At 44.4% G+C, this 15,267-nt stretch carries 15 protein-coding genes; 12 read left to right on the top strand and 3 right to left on the bottom strand.

Annotated elements, in window-relative coordinates; translation table 11 throughout:
* Nucleotides 1-10 precede the first annotated feature (10 nt).
* The 4 genes from FNC98_RS16400 (at nucleotide 11) to FNC98_RS16385 (ending at nucleotide 3,611) form a co-directional block, all read left to right on the top strand.
* On the top strand, nucleotides 11-1,303 hold the full coding sequence (locus tag FNC98_RS16400; protein ID WP_144035333.1) for an NADH:flavin oxidoreductase/NADH oxidase family protein: 1,293 nt from the start codon (nucleotides 11-13) through the stop codon (nucleotides 1,301-1,303).
* 149 nt (nucleotides 1,304-1,452) lie between these two features.
* Entirely contained in the window at nucleotides 1,453-2,580 is a 1,128-nt protein-coding gene (locus tag FNC98_RS16395; protein WP_144035332.1) for a mechanosensitive ion channel family protein, read from the top strand.
* Nucleotides 2,581-2,931: 351 nt separating this feature from the next.
* The gene (locus FNC98_RS16390; protein WP_185968008.1) at nucleotides 2,932-3,189 is read left to right on the top strand and encodes a type II toxin-antitoxin system Phd/YefM family antitoxin; all 258 of its coding nucleotides are present in this window, start codon (nucleotides 2,932-2,934) and stop codon (nucleotides 3,187-3,189) included.
* The gene (locus tag FNC98_RS16385; RefSeq protein ID WP_144035330.1) at nucleotides 3,189-3,611 is read left to right on the top strand and encodes a type II toxin-antitoxin system VapC family toxin; all 423 of its coding nucleotides are present in this window, start codon (nucleotides 3,189-3,191) and stop codon (nucleotides 3,609-3,611) included. The genes FNC98_RS16390 and FNC98_RS16385 overlap by 1 nt, the downstream gene beginning before the upstream one ends.
* 550 nt (nucleotides 3,612-4,161) lie before the next feature.
* On the opposite strand, the gene pyrE is transcribed toward FNC98_RS16385, so the two are convergent.
* On the bottom strand, nucleotides 4,162-4,806 hold the full coding sequence (gene pyrE, locus FNC98_RS16380; RefSeq protein ID WP_144035329.1) for an orotate phosphoribosyltransferase: 645 nt from the start codon (nucleotides 4,804-4,806) through the stop codon (nucleotides 4,162-4,164).
* A gap of 108 nt (nucleotides 4,807-4,914) precedes the next feature.
* Nucleotides 4,915-5,628 carry a ribonuclease PH gene (gene rph, locus FNC98_RS16375; protein ID WP_144035328.1) on the bottom strand — a complete coding sequence of 238 codons (714 nt, stop codon included), beginning with the start codon at nucleotides 5,626-5,628 and terminating at the stop codon, nucleotides 4,915-4,917.
* Nucleotides 5,629-5,953: 325 nt separating this feature from the next.
* Between rph and FNC98_RS16370 the strand changes: the two genes are divergently transcribed.
* From FNC98_RS16370 to FNC98_RS16350, 5 genes are all read left to right on the top strand, one after another.
* On the top strand, nucleotides 5,954-6,640 hold the full coding sequence (locus FNC98_RS16370) for a thioredoxin family protein (RefSeq protein ID WP_144035619.1): 687 nt from the start codon (nucleotides 5,954-5,956) through the stop codon (nucleotides 6,638-6,640).
* Between the two features lie 27 nt (nucleotides 6,641-6,667).
* Nucleotides 6,668-7,399, top strand: a complete 732-nt coding sequence (locus tag FNC98_RS16365; RefSeq protein WP_144035327.1) for a gluconate 2-dehydrogenase subunit 3 family protein — start codon at nucleotides 6,668-6,670, stop codon at nucleotides 7,397-7,399.
* Nucleotides 7,399-9,114, top strand: a complete 1,716-nt coding sequence (locus FNC98_RS16360) for a GMC family oxidoreductase (protein ID WP_144035326.1) — start codon at nucleotides 7,399-7,401, stop codon at nucleotides 9,112-9,114. Before FNC98_RS16365 ends, FNC98_RS16360 begins: the two co-directional genes overlap by 1 nt.
* A 112-nt stretch (nucleotides 9,115-9,226) precedes the next feature.
* Nucleotides 9,227-9,358: a hypothetical protein gene (locus tag FNC98_RS16355; protein WP_260680386.1), complete on the top strand. Its 132-nt coding sequence runs from the start codon at nucleotides 9,227-9,229 to the stop codon at nucleotides 9,356-9,358.
* A gap of 389 nt (nucleotides 9,359-9,747) precedes the next feature.
* The gene (locus FNC98_RS16350; RefSeq protein ID WP_144035325.1) at nucleotides 9,748-10,611 is read left to right on the top strand and encodes a YicC/YloC family endoribonuclease; all 864 of its coding nucleotides are present in this window, start codon (nucleotides 9,748-9,750) and stop codon (nucleotides 10,609-10,611) included.
* A gap of 266 nt (nucleotides 10,612-10,877) precedes the next feature.
* On the opposite strand, the gene FNC98_RS16345 is transcribed toward FNC98_RS16350, so the two are convergent.
* A complete protein-coding gene (locus tag FNC98_RS16345; RefSeq protein WP_144035324.1) occupies nucleotides 10,878-11,549 on the bottom strand; it encodes an amino acid adenylation in 672 nt (223 codons plus the stop codon).
* A gap of 449 nt (nucleotides 11,550-11,998) precedes the next feature.
* On the opposite strand from FNC98_RS16345, the gene FNC98_RS16340 reads away from it, so the two are divergent.
* The 3 genes from FNC98_RS16340 (at nucleotide 11,999) to fic (ending at nucleotide 15,147) form a co-directional block, all read left to right on the top strand.
* Nucleotides 11,999-12,253 (top strand): helix-turn-helix domain-containing protein, encoded by a 255-nt coding sequence (locus FNC98_RS16340; RefSeq protein ID WP_409574587.1) that lies wholly within the window; start codon nucleotides 11,999-12,001, stop codon nucleotides 12,251-12,253.
* A 12-nt stretch (nucleotides 12,254-12,265) separates the two neighbouring features.
* Nucleotides 12,266-13,504, top strand: coding sequence for a type II toxin-antitoxin system HipA family toxin (locus FNC98_RS16335; RefSeq protein ID WP_144035322.1), 1,239 nt, complete (start codon nucleotides 12,266-12,268; stop codon nucleotides 13,502-13,504).
* A gap of 539 nt (nucleotides 13,505-14,043) precedes the next feature.
* Complete coding sequence (fic, locus tag FNC98_RS16330; RefSeq protein WP_144035321.1) at nucleotides 14,044-15,147, top strand: protein adenylyltransferase Fic; 1,104 nt, start codon at nucleotides 14,044-14,046, stop codon at nucleotides 15,145-15,147.
* The last annotated feature ends 120 nt before the right edge of the window (nucleotides 15,148-15,267 follow it).

Here is a 15,267-nt window from a genome sequence, read left to right as displayed (position 1 = left end):
ATAGAAAGTTATGAGTTCTCCTTTAGCACAATCTCTTACGCTTCCTTGTGGTGCCGAATTACCAAATCGGCTTGGTAAAAGTGCCATGACCGAGGGTCTGGCTGACCCTTGGGATCGTCCGACTCCGGCATTAAACAAGCTTTATGAAACCTGGTCCGAAGGCGGCACCGGTTTACATATTTCCGGCAATGTGATGATCGATCGACGTTATCTTGAGCGCGCTGGTAATGTGGTTTTAGAAGACAGTCGTGCGCTACCGAAATTCAAAGCCTGGGCCGCTGCTGGCACCAAAGGCGGTAACCATTTCTGGATGCAAATTTCCCATCCAGGTCGTCAGTGTCAGAACTTGGTAAATACCCAGCCAATTTCGCCATCGGAAGTGCAGCTAAAAATTCTTTCCTTCTTCTCTAAGCCGCGAGCAATGACGCAATTGGAAATTGAAGATGCGATTTATCGCTATGCCAATACCGCTCGTTTAGCCAAACAAGCGGGCTTTACCGGGGTACAGATTCACTGTGCTCACGGTTATCTGATTAGCCAGTTCCTATCACCGAAAACCAATTTACGTGAAGATCAGTGGGGCGGTAGTCTTGAGAATCGTGCCCGTTTTGCTCGTCGGGTGGTACAAGCGGTTCGTAAAGCCGTAGGTGATAGTTTCCCGGTTGCGGTTAAGCTAAATTCCGCCGATTTCCAAAAAGGCGGGTTTACCCAGGAAGACTGTATTCAGGTTGCCGGTTGGTTAGCCGAAGATGGTATCGATTTACTGGAGATTTCTGGCGGTACCTATGAACAATTATCGTTAATGGGCGTTGAAGCTACTGAGGTTCGAGAAAGTACCCGCCGTCGTGAAGCCTATTTTATTGAATACGCCGAATCGATTAAGGCTAATGCCAAGGTGCCATTGATGATCACTGGCGGCTTTCGCTCCCGTGAAGTGATGGAACGTGCGGTAGAAAGTGGTGAAGTGGATGTGGTTGGTTTGGCCAGGCCTTTGTGTTCACAACCTGACGTGAGTCGTTTATTGACGGAGCAGAAAGTTGATTCCATTGATGATTTCGAACACCAGTTAAAAATCGGTACGGGTTTTTGGGGTAATAATAGCCCGCTGGCGTTGATCAAAATGATGAATACCGTTGGCCAGGTAAGCTATTATTACAAACAAATCATACGCTTATCCCAGGGTTTGGTGCCTGATAGAGACTTTAATGTTTCGAAAGGCTTTTTCCGTCATCTATACACAGATTTCAAAAACAATCTGGCTCGAAACAAAGCTCAGGGCAAAAAGCTGTTTAGTAGTAATTAACAACCCATAGAGAACGCAATAAATTAGAAAGTAGTAGGTATTCGGACGCTCACTTTCCGGGCAATCAGCAGATCAGAATGTATGTGGTATCTTTCTGAGCCGGTTTCTTCGGTGAGTCAGAAGTGACTCTCAGTAACAAGGAAATTGATATGCAGCAACAATGGATAGAAACACTTAAACATTATCTGAGTGTAGTAACCGATTATCCGTTACTACATGCCTCTTTGATGGTATTGAGCTTTTGGATAGCAGCCTGGATAATCAATAAATTTTTTCTGGCCTGGGTTAAAAGGTTTACCGACAGCACTGAAGCTAAAATTGATGACCGACTGGTTGAGCTACTACATACCCCGGTTTTCTACAGTATCGTTATTGTCGGCCTTATTGTTGCGACCGGTGTGATCGACATTCCCGAAAGCGTCACCAATATACTCTTTCCTGCTTACTATACCCTGTTGTTAATGTTGTGGACGGTATTTCTTATTCGCTTTACCCGCATAGGGTTGCGACAAATTGCGAAGAATGATCGCTATTTCCACATTCTCCATCCGCAGACATTGCCTCTGTTTGAAAATCTGGCATTGCTGGTAATCCTAGGCGTTTCCATCTACTACATCTTATCTTCCTGGCACATTGATATGACCGCTTGGCTGGCCAGTGCGGGTATTATCGGTATTGCCGTCGGTTTTGCTGCTAAAGATACCCTGGCAAACCTCTTTTCCGGGGTATTTATTATGGCCGATGCCCCTTATAAAATTCATGATTACGTGGTGCTTGAAACCGGAGAACGTGGCGAAGTTACCAATATCGGCTTACGCAGTACCCGGTTATTAACCCGAGATAATATTGAAGTGACGATCCCTAACTCGGTAATGGGAAATACCAAAGTTATTAATGAATCTGGTGGCCCGAGTACTAACTATCGAATTCGCGCCCAGGTGAGTGTGGCTTATGGCAGTGATGTTGATCAGGTGCGTGAAGTGTTAACCGAAGTGGCTCAAGACGAGCCTGAAATTAATACCTTCCCGGAGCCTATAGTTCGCTTTCGTACCTTTGGCCCGTCCGGCCTTGAGTTTGAAGTCATGGGTTGGATTGAAGAACCGGCATTTCGTGGCCGAATTCTGGATCAGATCAATACCGCGATTTACAAGAAGTTTAACGAACTGGGTATCGAAATCCCATACTCCAAGCATGATGTTTATATTAAGTCGTTTCCAAACGCCGCTCTGCAGCGTCCGGAAACAGATGACGGACAACAGGCGGCAGACGACAGATAGCGGAGCGCAACGAAAATTATCACAAGACGGCAGACAGCAGGACGCAACGAAAATTAGTACAAGACGGCAGACAGCAGGACGCAACGAAAAACGTTGCTCGAAGAATGTAGTAACAGCGACTCTGTAACTAGTACGGTCATTCCGGACTCCGATCCGGAATCTCAAAATCAAGAGAAGATACCGGGCGACCCCGGTATGACGAGGTGAATTCAGCCTAAATACCGCCCCCTTATCACCGTCATTCCCTGCCACGACAGGGAATCAAAGCCAAATACATAGAAAAATAACCATTTTTCCTAACACTGATTATAATGTAGTATTGTAACTACAAACTAATCGCTTGGAGGCATTATGGCGATTCAAACAGTAACTAGCCGGGAGTTCAATCAGGATCCCACTGCAGCTAAAAGAGCTGCTCTCAGTTCGCCAGTTCAAATTACTGAGCGAGGTAAAGTTTCTCATGTATTAATTTCAATTGAGCAATACGAGGAAATGACAAAAACTGCGGAATCCATTGTTGATCTTCTATCGATGCCGAAGGGACAAGATATCGATTTTGAAGTTCCGAAACTTGATGCGTCATCGGTAAAAGCGGCGGATCTGGACTGATGTATTTGTTGGATACTAATGTGATCTCAGAATTACGTAAGGCCTCGGCCAATAAGGCTGACGTAAATTTAGTGAACTGGGCGACGAAACAATCTGTTGGTACATTATTTGTTTCGGCCGTTTCAATTTTAGAAATTGAAATGGGAGTTTTATTGAAAGAACGAAAAGATCCAGCGCAAGGAACAATGCTTCGCACTTGGCTAAATTCACATGTTCTTACTGCATTTTCAGATAGAATTTTACCACTAGATACCAGCGTTGCATTGCAGTGTGCGAAATTTCACGTACCAAATCCAAAATCAGAACGTGACGCTATGATTGGTGCAACAGCACAGGTACATGGAATGACATTAGTGACAAGAAATACAAAGGACTTCCAGCACATGGGAATAGAGTTATTAAACCCATGGCAGGCTCAATAATTGACTAACCTAGCCCGTCATTCCTGACTCCAATCCAGAACCTCAAATTCAACAGCAGATACCGGGCGTCCCCGGTATGACGAGGTGGTGATTTTAGCCTAAGCACCGAAACCAGCTTATCCCCGTCATTCCGGACTCCGATCCGGAATCTCAAAATTGAGAGCAGATACCGGGCGACCCCGGTATGACGAGGTGAAGAAAGACCAAAGCACCGAATTAGCGTCCTCTCCGTCATTCCGGACTCCGATCCGGAATCTCAAGCCAGAGATCCCCATTTTCATGAGGATGACGAGTGTGGATACCGGGCGTCCCCGGTATGACGAGGTGAAGAAAGGCCAAAACAAAAAAAGCTCCTGATAGGAGCTTTTTTTCAGAAACCTAAATTTAAGGCTTTTCGTTGTCACCGAAAATTGCTCCTTGCATTTTCGGCATACTGACCATCCATGGTCAAAACCTTGAACCTGACAGCGAGAAGGTTCTGTCAGCTGACGATATTCTCGACGAGTAACTCAGGTCAGACTATCGTCCCACCTTAGTTAGTATCAGCGCCTTATGCGATACCGTATTGCGCTCGATACGCTTTAACCCCTTCTAAATGCTCTTTCATTTCCGGCTTCTCAGCAAGGAAGCTGATAACATCCGTCAAGCTTACGATAGCCACTACAGCCGTGCCGAAATCACGCTCAACTTCCTGAATCGCACTTAGCTCACCTTTACCTTTTTCCTGACGATCCAATGCAATCAATACACCGCTTAGATCAGCGCCATTAGCCTTGATGATTTCCATCGATTCACGAATTGCAGTACCTGCAGTGATCACATCATCAACCAGCATAACTTTGCCTTTTAGCTCGCTACCTACCAGATTGCCGCCTTCGCCGTGGGTTTTTGCTTCCTTACGGTTAAAGCAATATGGCACGTCGATATCGTGATGGTCCGCTAAGGCTACCGCCGTAGTAGTGGCGATTGGGATACCTTTATAAGCCGGGCCAAAAAGTAAGTCGTAATCGATACCGCTATCTGCAAGTGCTGCTGCGTAAAAACGACCTAATCGCGCCAAATCACGACCGGTATTGAATAAACCAGCGTTAAAGAAATATGGGCTGGTGCGGCCTGATTTCAGAGTGAATTCGCCAAAGCGTAACACGTTTTTTTCCAGGGCAAATTCGATAAATTCGCGTTGATAATCTTTCATTGTCTATTCCAGTTTTTCGGAAATGGAGCAGGTTTCAGCGAGAAGGAACCTGCTCGGTAATACATATAGTCAGGTCTCGATTTTCGAGGCCAGATAACCCTAAATAATTTAGATAAGCGCGGTTTTCTGCGCTTCAAACAATTCCATAATGCTGGCTTTGGCCAATTGCATCATGTCGTTCATTTCATCAAAGCTGAACGGCTCTTCTTCGGCTGTGCCCTGCACTTCAATCAGCTTGCCCGTGTCAGTCATTACCACGTTCATATCGGTTTCCGCTTCCGAATCTTCTGGGTAATCCAAATCCGATACCGGTGTACCTTTGTAGATACCAACCGATACGGCGGCAATCATATGCTTAAGTGGATTGGTTTTGATTAAACCTTTGCTACGCAGATGGTTCAAAGCATCGACTAGTGCCACACAAGCACCGGTAATTGATGCGGTGCGGGTGCCACCATCGGCCTGGATAACATCACAATCAACGGTGATAGTGTTCTCACCCAGAGCGTTCAAATCAACCGCGGCACGTAATGCGCGAGCGATTAAGCGAGAGATTTCCAGGGTACGACCGCTTTGTTTGCCGCTAGCGGCTTCACGGCGCATTCTTGAATGGGTTGAACGTGGCAACATACCGTATTCAGCAGTAACCCAGCCTTTACCCTGACCTTTAAGGAAACGAGGCACACCCTCTTCAACCGTGGCCGTACAAATCACTTTGGTATCACCAAATTCAATCAACACTGAGCCTTCCGCATGACAGGTAAATTGACGGGTGATGGTCACAGGCCGGATTTGTCCGGCAGTTCTTCCGCTAGGGCGCATAATTCATTCCTAAATAGTGTGGGCAAAATTTGATGTGCATTATAGTCTCTTGAAGACAAAGATAATAGATTTTCAATGGCTTAATTGCCTTTTATGGCCATTCAAATGCGCTGAAGAAATGTTATAAATTCATTCTGTTAGCGGATTGTTACAGGCTTGTTAGTGAGATACCGTGAGGAAGTGGTATGGCATCCTATAATGAAATATAGTTAGAGTTAATGTGGTCTTCTACATAACCCTTTAATAACTAAACAGTTAGTAAATTCACTGCTCGCAATGGATAAGGCTGTTCAGTAACCGACGTTAAGAGAAAGTCTGCCAAGTGATGAATGTAAAAGCCGTGCCGGGATGGCAATTAGTAACCGCAACCTTGCTGCTGGCAAGCAGCACCCTGTTCAATGTCAGCATTGCCGAAGAAGCCGACTCTCAGGATTTAGAGAGCCAGAACACTCCTGGTATCGCTAATCCAGAAAAGAAAAGTGGCGGCACTGTCACCACGGTTGAACCCAAAGATCCGCAAACCGCACAGATTGCCGAAACCTTGCCTCTGTATTCAAAAATCTATGATGATCAACGCGACCCTTTCGCCGATGCGGTCGCGGCGATTGCACTGGCCGGACACACCCAACGCAATGTGTTAATTGAGATTGGCGGTAACTGGTGTACCTGGTGTCATAAACTGGACGCGTTTTTAGAAAACAACCCTGGCATCTACAAAGAGCTGCATGAAAACTTTGTACTGTTAAAAGTCAATGTCAGCGACAGTAATGAGAATGCGGACTTTATGGCGGGGTTACCTCCGGTGCTTGGTTATCCACATATGTATGTATCCACTGGCCAGGGCAAAGTGATTTTGTCTAAAGATACCGCGGAGTTTCTTGATGATGGCAACTATTCCCAAAAAGCATGGATGACGTTTATCGAGCGTTGGCAGTCGGCAAATAACGACGCCAATATCAGTCTGCAGGCAAACCAAGACACTGAAGCCGGCTCTTCTGGTCAAGGAAAGTAGGTCAACTATCTAAAAGGATACGAATTCATGGCGAACCAACACTTTTTGAATACGGACATTAAGGTGCCGCAAGCCATTCAGGCGCGCCTTTCCAGACGACAGTTTTTAAAGTCAGCGGCGCTGGCATCAGCCGCGGCATCCGCACCGGTATCATTGGCCATGGCTGCCGACGGCGAATCTGATCCCGACGCTTCTCCAAATTTAAACCAAGAACCCTGGCAAACCCTTAACAGCGTGCTTGAACATTTGTTGCCAAATTCGGAAAAAGGCCCTGGCGCCAAAGAGCTGAAGATTCTGGAATATTTGGTGAATGTGGTTGAACACCAACCAATTGATAAAGATGAGAAAACCTTTATCAATAACGGTGTTGGCTGGCTTAACGGTTATACCCAACAAACCTATCAACAGGATTTTGTCGCCTTAGGTTTTGACGACAAAGAAAAATCCCTGCGTACTATTGCCAAATCCCGAGCCGGTGAAAACTGGATCAATACCCTGTTAACTTACTTGATCGAAGGCATGCTGGCGCCAGCGGCCTATGGTGGTAATCCAGAAGGTTTAGGCTGGAAATGGCTGAGTCATCAGGCAGGATTCCCAATGCCTGATAAGGGCAAGCGTTACTACGAGCTTCCGGCTTATGCCCGCATTAATGTTAGCGAGACTAGCGCTGATACGGATACCAGTAAATCCGACAAAGCGGGCAGTACTAAAACCGCCAAGGTAGCGGATTCTAAATTGCAGAAAAAAGGAATGGCATAATGAAATATGATGCATGCATAGTTGGCTCCGGAGCGGGCGCTTCACCTGTGGCATATACATTGGCCAAAGCTGGTTACAAAGTGGTAGTGCTGGAAAAAGGCCCGTGGCTGGACGAGAAAGATTTCTACAAAGACGAACTTGCCTGCTGTCGTCGCACCACTTACTCGCCAAAACTTGAAGACGAACCCCATGTTATCGAAGAAGAATATGAGAACGATGCTGGGATAACCTATTGGCAGGGTGAATCGACCGCCGAATCCGGTTGGGATTTTTGGAATGGCTCTATGGTTGGCGGTTCATCCAATTTAATGAGCGGCTATTTTCATCGCTTAAAGCCAGTAGATTTCCGCCTCAAATCGGAATTCGGTGCCATCAAAGGCGCTAACGTAGAAGACTGGCCAATCAGTTATGAAGAGATGGAGCCCTTTTATGATCAGGTAGACCGGGAAGTTGGTGTATCTGGCAAAGTGGTAGAACATCCGCATTTGGAACCCCATAAATCCGATTATCCGTTTCCGCCAACGGCGGAGCACCCTATTTCCGCCTGGATAGATAAAGCAGCCACTGAGATTGGCTATCACCCGATTCCAGTACCAAGAGCAGTATTATCAAAACCTGCTATGGGTCGCAGAAGCTGTGAATATTCAGGCTTTTGCTCCAGCTATGGCTGTTCATCCGGTGCGAAAGGTTCAGGCCGCGCCGCCTTGCTTAACCATGCGGTAGCAACCGGTAATTGCAAAATCATTCCTAATGCCAAAGTGTTTAAGTTGGATTCCCAAATCCCAAAATCAGAATCGGGTTCAAGCACAGAACCCACTGTAACCGGCGTGCATTACTACGATCGTAATGGTCGCAAGAAAACCATCAATGCCCGTAAATACATCGTCGCCTGTCAGGCGATTGAAACTTCGCGCTTATTATTGGCCTCGAAATCCGAAGCCTTCCCTAACGGCCTTGCCAATAACCATGGCCAGGTCGGGAAAAACATCATCTTTTCTGCCGGCGGCACCGGCCGTGGCGATTTCATGTTTGATGAGGTTAGTAAAGAGCAAGAGCAGTTATTGCGGGTTCGTGGTCCGTTTATTAACCGCGCGGTGCAGGATTTTTACGAAATCGACGATAAGGATTTTGGTGACCGATCCAAAGGCGGAACCATAGATTTTCTGTTCCATCAAAATGCCATTGCCAAAGCCAGTGGCGAACAATGGGATGAAGATGACAATCTGGTTTGGGGCGATGCCCTAAAAGAACGGTTATTAAATGCCTTTAATTACGGCCAGACATTGCGCTTTGAAGTATTCAACGATTGGCTGCCAACCGATGATTGTTTTGTTGAGCTGGATAATGAGGTAACCGACAAATGGGGCGACCCGGTAGCTAAGGTTCGAATTGGTGCCCATCAACACGATCTCAAAGTGGGTGAATATCTGGCGGCAAAAGCCGAAAATGTATTAAAAGCTATGGGCGCTACCAATGTATATTCCTCGGTAAGCAGTTATCCACCGCCGAATTTGCAGGCCGGTGGTTGCCGCTTTGGTAACGATCCAAATACCTCAGTTTTAGATAAAAATTGTTGCGCCCACGAAGTGAAAAACCTTTATGTAACCGACGGTTCGTTCATGCCAACCGGAGGTAGCGTGCCATATACCTACACGATTTACGCTAATGCATTCCGTGTAGCAAAGCATATTGAAGAGGAATTAAGTAACGCCTGATGCTTTTTTACTTAATTCTTTCTTTTGAAAAAGTTAAGTAAAAATCCATCTTGTTAATTGGTAATTACGCCAGTGGCGGTGAGTTGTTACGGGTTTGATCAGGAAAGAGAAAATGCAGACCAGTGAAGTTGAAAATATCAGAAAAGAGCTTATTAAAGCGGAGCAAGGCGGTTTTAGTTCTCGCTCTCCCGAAGACATTATCAGTGCAGTAATCACTCGAAAACGAGCTAATGGCGAAGTTTAGGTAAAGCACTGCTGCCTCCCCGTCATTTCCAGCCACGACTGGAAATCAAAGCCAAGACCTCATGAATTAAGATCTTTATTAACCCGAATATGACGTGACGGTAGCTTTTGCTTTTAACTCGGAGCGACGTTGTTTGTCGCGTTCCCGGAATAATCTTTGATTATGTACTCGCAGTGACGTTTTGTGTCACATACCCGGAGTATCGTTTACGATACGTACCAATGCTTTTCGCTTTTTCTTCCACCTTAGCCCATCCTCCCCTTCTCCCACCTTTATACTTTCATCTTCGCCTTTCCTGTTGCATACTTTGCTCAGCAATTGGCACCACAATAGATAACAGTGCCGATTGTCCGAAACATAAACTAGCTAAATTTATTAAAGGACAGTCCATGATCCATAGTATGACCGCCTTTGCCCGTAATGAAATTAAGGGCGATTGGGGCAATGCCGTTTGGGAAATCCGCTCGGTAAACCAACGTTTTCTTGAAACCTTTTTCCGCATGCCTGAGCAGTTCCGCTCACTAGAACCGATTTTACGTGAGCGTTTTCGCAAACAGCTAAATCGCGGCAAAGTAGAATGTAGCCTGCGTTTTACCGCTAATCCGGCAGCAAAAAGCAATCTAACTTTAAATACCAAAATGGCCGAACAGCTCGTGGCGCACGCCAAAGCCCTAATGGATATGGCCGATGTAAAGCAGTTAAATCCCGTCGATATTATGAAATGGCCAGGGGTGATGGAAGCCGAAGAAACCGATATGGATACCATCTCGTCTGAGCTTTTAGCTGGTTTTGATAAAGCCCTGGAAGATTTTAAAGCCGCTCGGGCCAGCGAAGGTAAAAACATGGCAGCGCTTATCATCGAACGCCTGGAAGGTATTACCGCTCAGGCCGAATCTGTGAAAAAGCAAATGCCGGAAATCATCCAATGGCAACGCGATCGCATTATTGAAAAGTTTAACGACGCCAATATCGAACCCGATTCCGGCCGCGTAGAGCAAGAGCTGGTATTACTCGCTCAGAAAATGGATGTGGACGAAGAAATCGATCGCCTGTATTCCCACGTTAAAGAAACCAGCAAAATCCTCAAAAAAGGCGGCCCACAAGGCCGACGCCTGGATTTCATGATGCAGGAATTCAATCGCGAAGCGAACACCCTGGGCTCCAAATCCATCAACACCGATATCACCGCCGCCGCGGTTGAGCTTAAGGTTTTGATTGAGCAGATGAGAGAGCAGATCCAGAATATTGAATAGCTATATTTCCGCATGATGTTTAGCGATACCCGTCTTTGGGTGGCGGGTATCGTTGTCGGCTTTACAAGTGGCGGTAAATTCAACTTTTCATGCATTCCACAAGGAACGTATAGATTTTTAATTAATTTATACATTTAAGCCTGATATGTATAAATTATCCTGTTTTCTATACATATCAGCTTCATAACCGATTTAAGCAGAAGCTTAAATCCCTGCCTTACATTGATTGTCCAGAGATTATCTAAGAAAACCCAACTGCGGCGCGGTTACTTTTTATAGTCACTAAACCTTATTACGTTATCCGGTAGAGTAATTTTTTCATTAACTTTAATTGCTTGATTATCAATCGAGTTAGTGATTTTCTGACAATAATTGAAAAGCCTTTCTAAAGGGATAAACTTTTCTTTTCTCTGTTTAATACGCTTTTGTTGACTATTGAGATACATAGCTAAATCTTCAGCTAGCTCTGGTGGCATAGTATCAAGTTTTCGATCTGCCAGCGTTTGCGTTACCCACAGCGCGGCATCGGTAATATGGCCATTAATACTCAAGTCGGTATTTTTAGCCCAACGAATATCAAATGGCAGGTTATCCAATTTGCTCAGTAGCAAGATAGCATCACTACTAGGAAGTAAATGATTGGTTCTTATCATTTCTATTAGCAGCGGTTGCCATTGCAAAGATAGTTGTTGGTGAAGCTCAGATAAGCTAACTGGTTCGTAAACCGGAAGAAAACACGTAAAACGGCTATAGGCCTCTGTCGCTATAATGGTTTTCTGCGTTGATCTGTAGTGGTTCTCGATAATATGCAGTTGCCAACTCAACGTATTGGTATCCGATGTAATCGTATTCCTACCTTTTTGAGTACCCTCTAATGTTGGCAGATCCGCCTTAAGCCATTTATCCAGGGCTTTGCTTGTGGAATAGAATAATCGCATGAATTCAACGTTAGTGGTTTTTTGAATATGATGAACATTCTACCGAAAAAGTGCTGAACGTCGACAAAACATTGTGTGGTGGTTTTGTAGAGAAAATCTATATTTTCTTCTCTTATACAAGAGCAATATGTTAATTGAGCACATAACGGTTCAAGATTGTCTCTTTATTTTAATTGACCTGTTCAGATCTTGATTCGCTCAGCCGCTAGCTCTTAGCGATTTACCACTTAAGTTCAAATGAAAAGAAACTATAGTTTCATAAATCATATAAAAAGGTAATTTTAGTTTCATATTATTTTCGTGAATAACATTGATTTGCCACTTTACTTAACATCAAAAATGAAACTATAATTTCATCCAATAGAGATTAGAGAAAATATAATTTCACTATGAGTGTTATCGAATCAAAAACAAAGCGCACCGCTGTCGTTTTTCCAAAACACAGAAAGGTGTTAAGCATTCTGGGCGAAAACTTAACGCTAGCGATGAAGCGACGCAGCATTACCCAAGAAATGATGCATAGTAGAACAGGGCTGTCTAAACCTACGCTACGGAAAATATTAAAAGGTGATCCTTCTGTTTCACTCGGTCACTACGTTAATGTATTAGCAGTCCTCGGCTTGTTGGACGACCTAGCCAAAGTTGCCCTTGATGATGAGCTGGGAAGAAAGCTGCAAGACATCCAATTGCTGAATAAAAAATAAGAGCGTCGCATTATGGAAATCTACGTTTATGCTGATTGGACTGAATCAACGGATCCTTTATTGGTTGGCACATTGCGTTCATCTGAAGTTAGAAGCAAAGAGCATTTCAGCTTCAGTTATGACAAGGCATGGCTCGCCTCAGACTATGTTCGACAGATTGACCCATCTTTAAAGTTATTTGTTGGCGAGCAACATGCGCAGGGCGATAAGAATTTCAAAACATTTCTCGACTCGTGCCCTGATCGCTGGGGACGATTGTTGATGCAACGCAGAGAAGCGGTGATTGCCAGGCAGGAAAAGCGACGAGCAAGGAGCCTATACGAGACGGATTACTTACTGGGTGTTCATGATTCATTTCGTATGGGTGCACTGCGCTTTCGCACATCGCCAGCAGGTCCGTTTTTAGACGATAACCACGAGCTGTCAGCACCTGCAATAACCAGCCTACCCGAGCTACAACAAGCCGCCAACAAAATCGAAGAAGCCCCGGATTTTGATAATCCAGATTATCTGAAATGGCTCAATATGCTGATCTCACCGGGTTCATCATTAGGCGGAGCCAGACCAAAGGCATCAATAAGAAATCACGACAACAGTTTGTGGTTAGCTAAGTTCCCTAGCCGTCACGATGACTACGATATTGGCTTATGGGAGTTCATTGTTTATCAAATGGCAATTGAATCTGGCATCGAAATGGCTGAGTCCAAAGTTGAAGCCATTGGCAGGCATCATATTTTTTTAACAAAAAGGTTTGACCGTGTTGAACTAGGGAAGCGACTTCATTTTAGTTCTGCGATGACTCAACTAGAGTACTTTGACGGTCAGGATGATGGGGCAAGTTATTTAGAGTTAGCAGAGTTTTTAATACAGCACGGTTCCAATACCCAGTCAGATCTTGAACAACTTTGGACCAGAATGTTGTTTAACATAATGGTCTCAAATTGTGATGATCATCTTAGAAATCACGGATTCATTTTGGAGCCATCGGGCTGGCGGCTATCGCCCGCCTACGATATCAACCCAATGTTATACGCCACTGGCTTACACCTTAATATTGATGACGTGAGCAACGCACTTTCGCCTGACTTAGCGTTTGAGGTTGCGGAGTATTTTCACGTGAACGAGAGCAAAGCCAAGGCCATCCACCAAAGATTGTTAAAGGCCGTCTCAAAATGGGAAAGCCTTGCTCAACAAGCTGGTATCCGCAAAGAAGAAAGAGAGTTGTTGAGGGACTGTTTTATAGTCGACTAGAACGTTACAACATTTTTCTGTGCGTAAAAGTATGAGATTTAAATTGAGCCTCGACCATGCGCTTATTTATGCTAACGCTTGACACTTTTATGCGCATAAAAGTGTTTTTTGGCTTAACTTAGTGGCTGTTATCGAAAAAAGGGTTTTTAGAAAAAGATGGGCGAGTAGTGTAACGCAGAACTTCTTTTACGTATCACTAGGAAATGGATAAATTATCCTGTTTTCTATACATATCAGTTTCATAATCGATTTAAGCAGAAGCTTGAATCCCTGGCTTACATTGATTGCCCAGAAATTTTTCGTTAAGAATTAACTAACTGTGAACAGGGTATAGACAAAGCAAGATGCTCCATTCGTAAACGCATGGTTCAAGACTTGTCCCTTTATTTGCCCTTTATTTTAAGCTGATGATATCGACACACAGAAACAATATGTCGATAAAAGGTGAAAAAGTCGACATATTTGATTGATGTGTCGATTGAATCGACATACACTGACTCAATACAACGCTTATGTCGATATTATCTGGGAATTTAAACATGATTTGGAAAGCCGAGCAGCCCTACAACCAATTACCCACTTTGCCGCCAAATCTGGATGTCATAGAAACCCGAGCTGTGCTAAAAGCCTGCATTTCTGCGCGTGCCGCCTTAGCAGAGTTAAAAAAGGCTGGGGAACTCATCCCGAATCAAAGCATGTTAATTAACTTGCTGCCTTTGCTTGAAGCGAAAGATAGCTCGGAGATAGAAAATATTGTCACGACCACTGATAAGATTTTTCAGTATGCGCAGGGAGACAAAGGCGCCGATCATGCAACCAAGGAAGCATTACGTTACCGAACGGCGTTATATCAGGGCTTTATCCAACTTGAAAAAAAGCCGCTTTGCACAGCTACTGCCATTGAGGTGTGCAGTACGTTAAAGCATGCTGAAATGGAAATTCGTAAAGTAACAGGTACTTTTATCGGCAACCAAACGACAGGTGAAATTATCTATACTCCACCAGTTGGAGAGGATGTTATCCGTGACTTGTTAACCAACTGGGAGCGATTTCTGCATGATGAAGATGACCTGGATCCACTTTTAAAAATGGCTGTTAGTCATTATCAATTTGAAGCCATCCATCCTTTTTATGACGGCAATGGCCGTACAGGTCGTATCCTTAATGTTTTATATCTTATTGAGAGCGGTCTTTTAACGCTACCGATTCTATATTTGAGTCGTTTCATTGTTCATAACAAACAGGACTATTATCGTTTTTTGAATCAAGTAACCAAAGATCAGGATTGGGAAGCGTGGTTGGTATTCATATTAAAAGGTGTGGAGCAAACAGCAATATGGACCTGTGAAAAAATAACCGCGATTAGAATACTCATGGAAAGGACAATCGATCACATAAAGGCCCAGCTACCTAAAATTTATAGCTTTGAACTTGTTCAGCTTATTTTTGAACAACCCTATTGCCGAATCAGTAACCTGGTTGAGCGTGATATTGCAAAAAGACAAACCGCTTCCATTTATTTAAAACAATTGGCGGATATTGGTGTTCTTCAAGAAATTCATTCCGGGAAGGAAAAGCTATTTGTGCAGCCGCGTTTGATGACTCTAATGACAAAAGATAGCAATAGTATTATTGATTTTTAAGTTGGAAGCCCGTAGGCACTGGTCTGCATGAAACTCGCTTAATGCTAAGGAATTGCAGACTCGTCGACTGTGTTGAAGTTTCTGCCTCCGCCTTTATGATAGGATTACCATCGCTAATAT

It is taken from the genome of Thalassotalea sp. PS06 (genome assembly GCF_007197775.1).
Classification (GTDB): Bacteria; Pseudomonadota; Gammaproteobacteria; order Enterobacterales; family Alteromonadaceae; genus Thalassotalea_A.
This window is presented reverse-complemented; position numbering and strand designations above follow the sequence as displayed.

What these genes read in the sequence shown, in the direction of transcription:
- FNC98_RS16400 (WP_144035333.1), top strand. Translation starts at nt 11, where the DNA reads ATGAGTTCTCCTTTAGCACAATCTCTTACGCTTCCTTGTGGTGCCGAA.
- FNC98_RS16395 (WP_144035332.1), top strand. Translation starts at nt 1,453, where the DNA reads ATGCAGCAACAATGGATAGAAACACTTAAACATTATCTGAGTGTAGTA.
- FNC98_RS16390 (WP_185968008.1), top strand. Translation starts at nt 2,932, where the DNA reads ATGGCGATTCAAACAGTAACTAGCCGGGAGTTCAATCAGGATCCCACT.
- FNC98_RS16385 (WP_144035330.1), top strand. Translation starts at nt 3,189, where the DNA reads ATGTATTTGTTGGATACTAATGTGATCTCAGAATTACGTAAGGCCTCG.
- pyrE (WP_144035329.1), bottom strand. Translation starts at nt 4,806, where the DNA reads ATGAAAGATTATCAACGCGAATTTATCGAATTTGCCCTGGAAAAAAAC.
- rph (WP_144035328.1), bottom strand. Translation starts at nt 5,628, where the DNA reads ATGCGCCCTAGCGGAAGAACTGCCGGACAAATCCGGCCTGTGACCATC.
- FNC98_RS16370 (WP_144035619.1), top strand. Translation starts at nt 5,954, where the DNA reads ATGAATGTAAAAGCCGTGCCGGGATGGCAATTAGTAACCGCAACCTTG.
- FNC98_RS16365 (WP_144035327.1), top strand. Translation starts at nt 6,668, where the DNA reads ATGGCGAACCAACACTTTTTGAATACGGACATTAAGGTGCCGCAAGCC.
- FNC98_RS16360 (WP_144035326.1), top strand. Translation starts at nt 7,399, where the DNA reads ATGAAATATGATGCATGCATAGTTGGCTCCGGAGCGGGCGCTTCACCT.
- FNC98_RS16355 (WP_260680386.1), top strand. Translation starts at nt 9,227, where the DNA reads ATGCAGACCAGTGAAGTTGAAAATATCAGAAAAGAGCTTATTAAAGCG.
- FNC98_RS16350 (WP_144035325.1), top strand. Translation starts at nt 9,748, where the DNA reads ATGATCCATAGTATGACCGCCTTTGCCCGTAATGAAATTAAGGGCGAT.
- FNC98_RS16345 (WP_144035324.1), bottom strand. Translation starts at nt 11,549, where the DNA reads ATGCGATTATTCTATTCCACAAGCAAAGCCCTGGATAAATGGCTTAAG.
- FNC98_RS16335 (WP_144035322.1), top strand. Translation starts at nt 12,266, where the DNA reads ATGGAAATCTACGTTTATGCTGATTGGACTGAATCAACGGATCCTTTA.
- fic (WP_144035321.1), top strand. Translation starts at nt 14,044, where the DNA reads ATGATTTGGAAAGCCGAGCAGCCCTACAACCAATTACCCACTTTGCCG.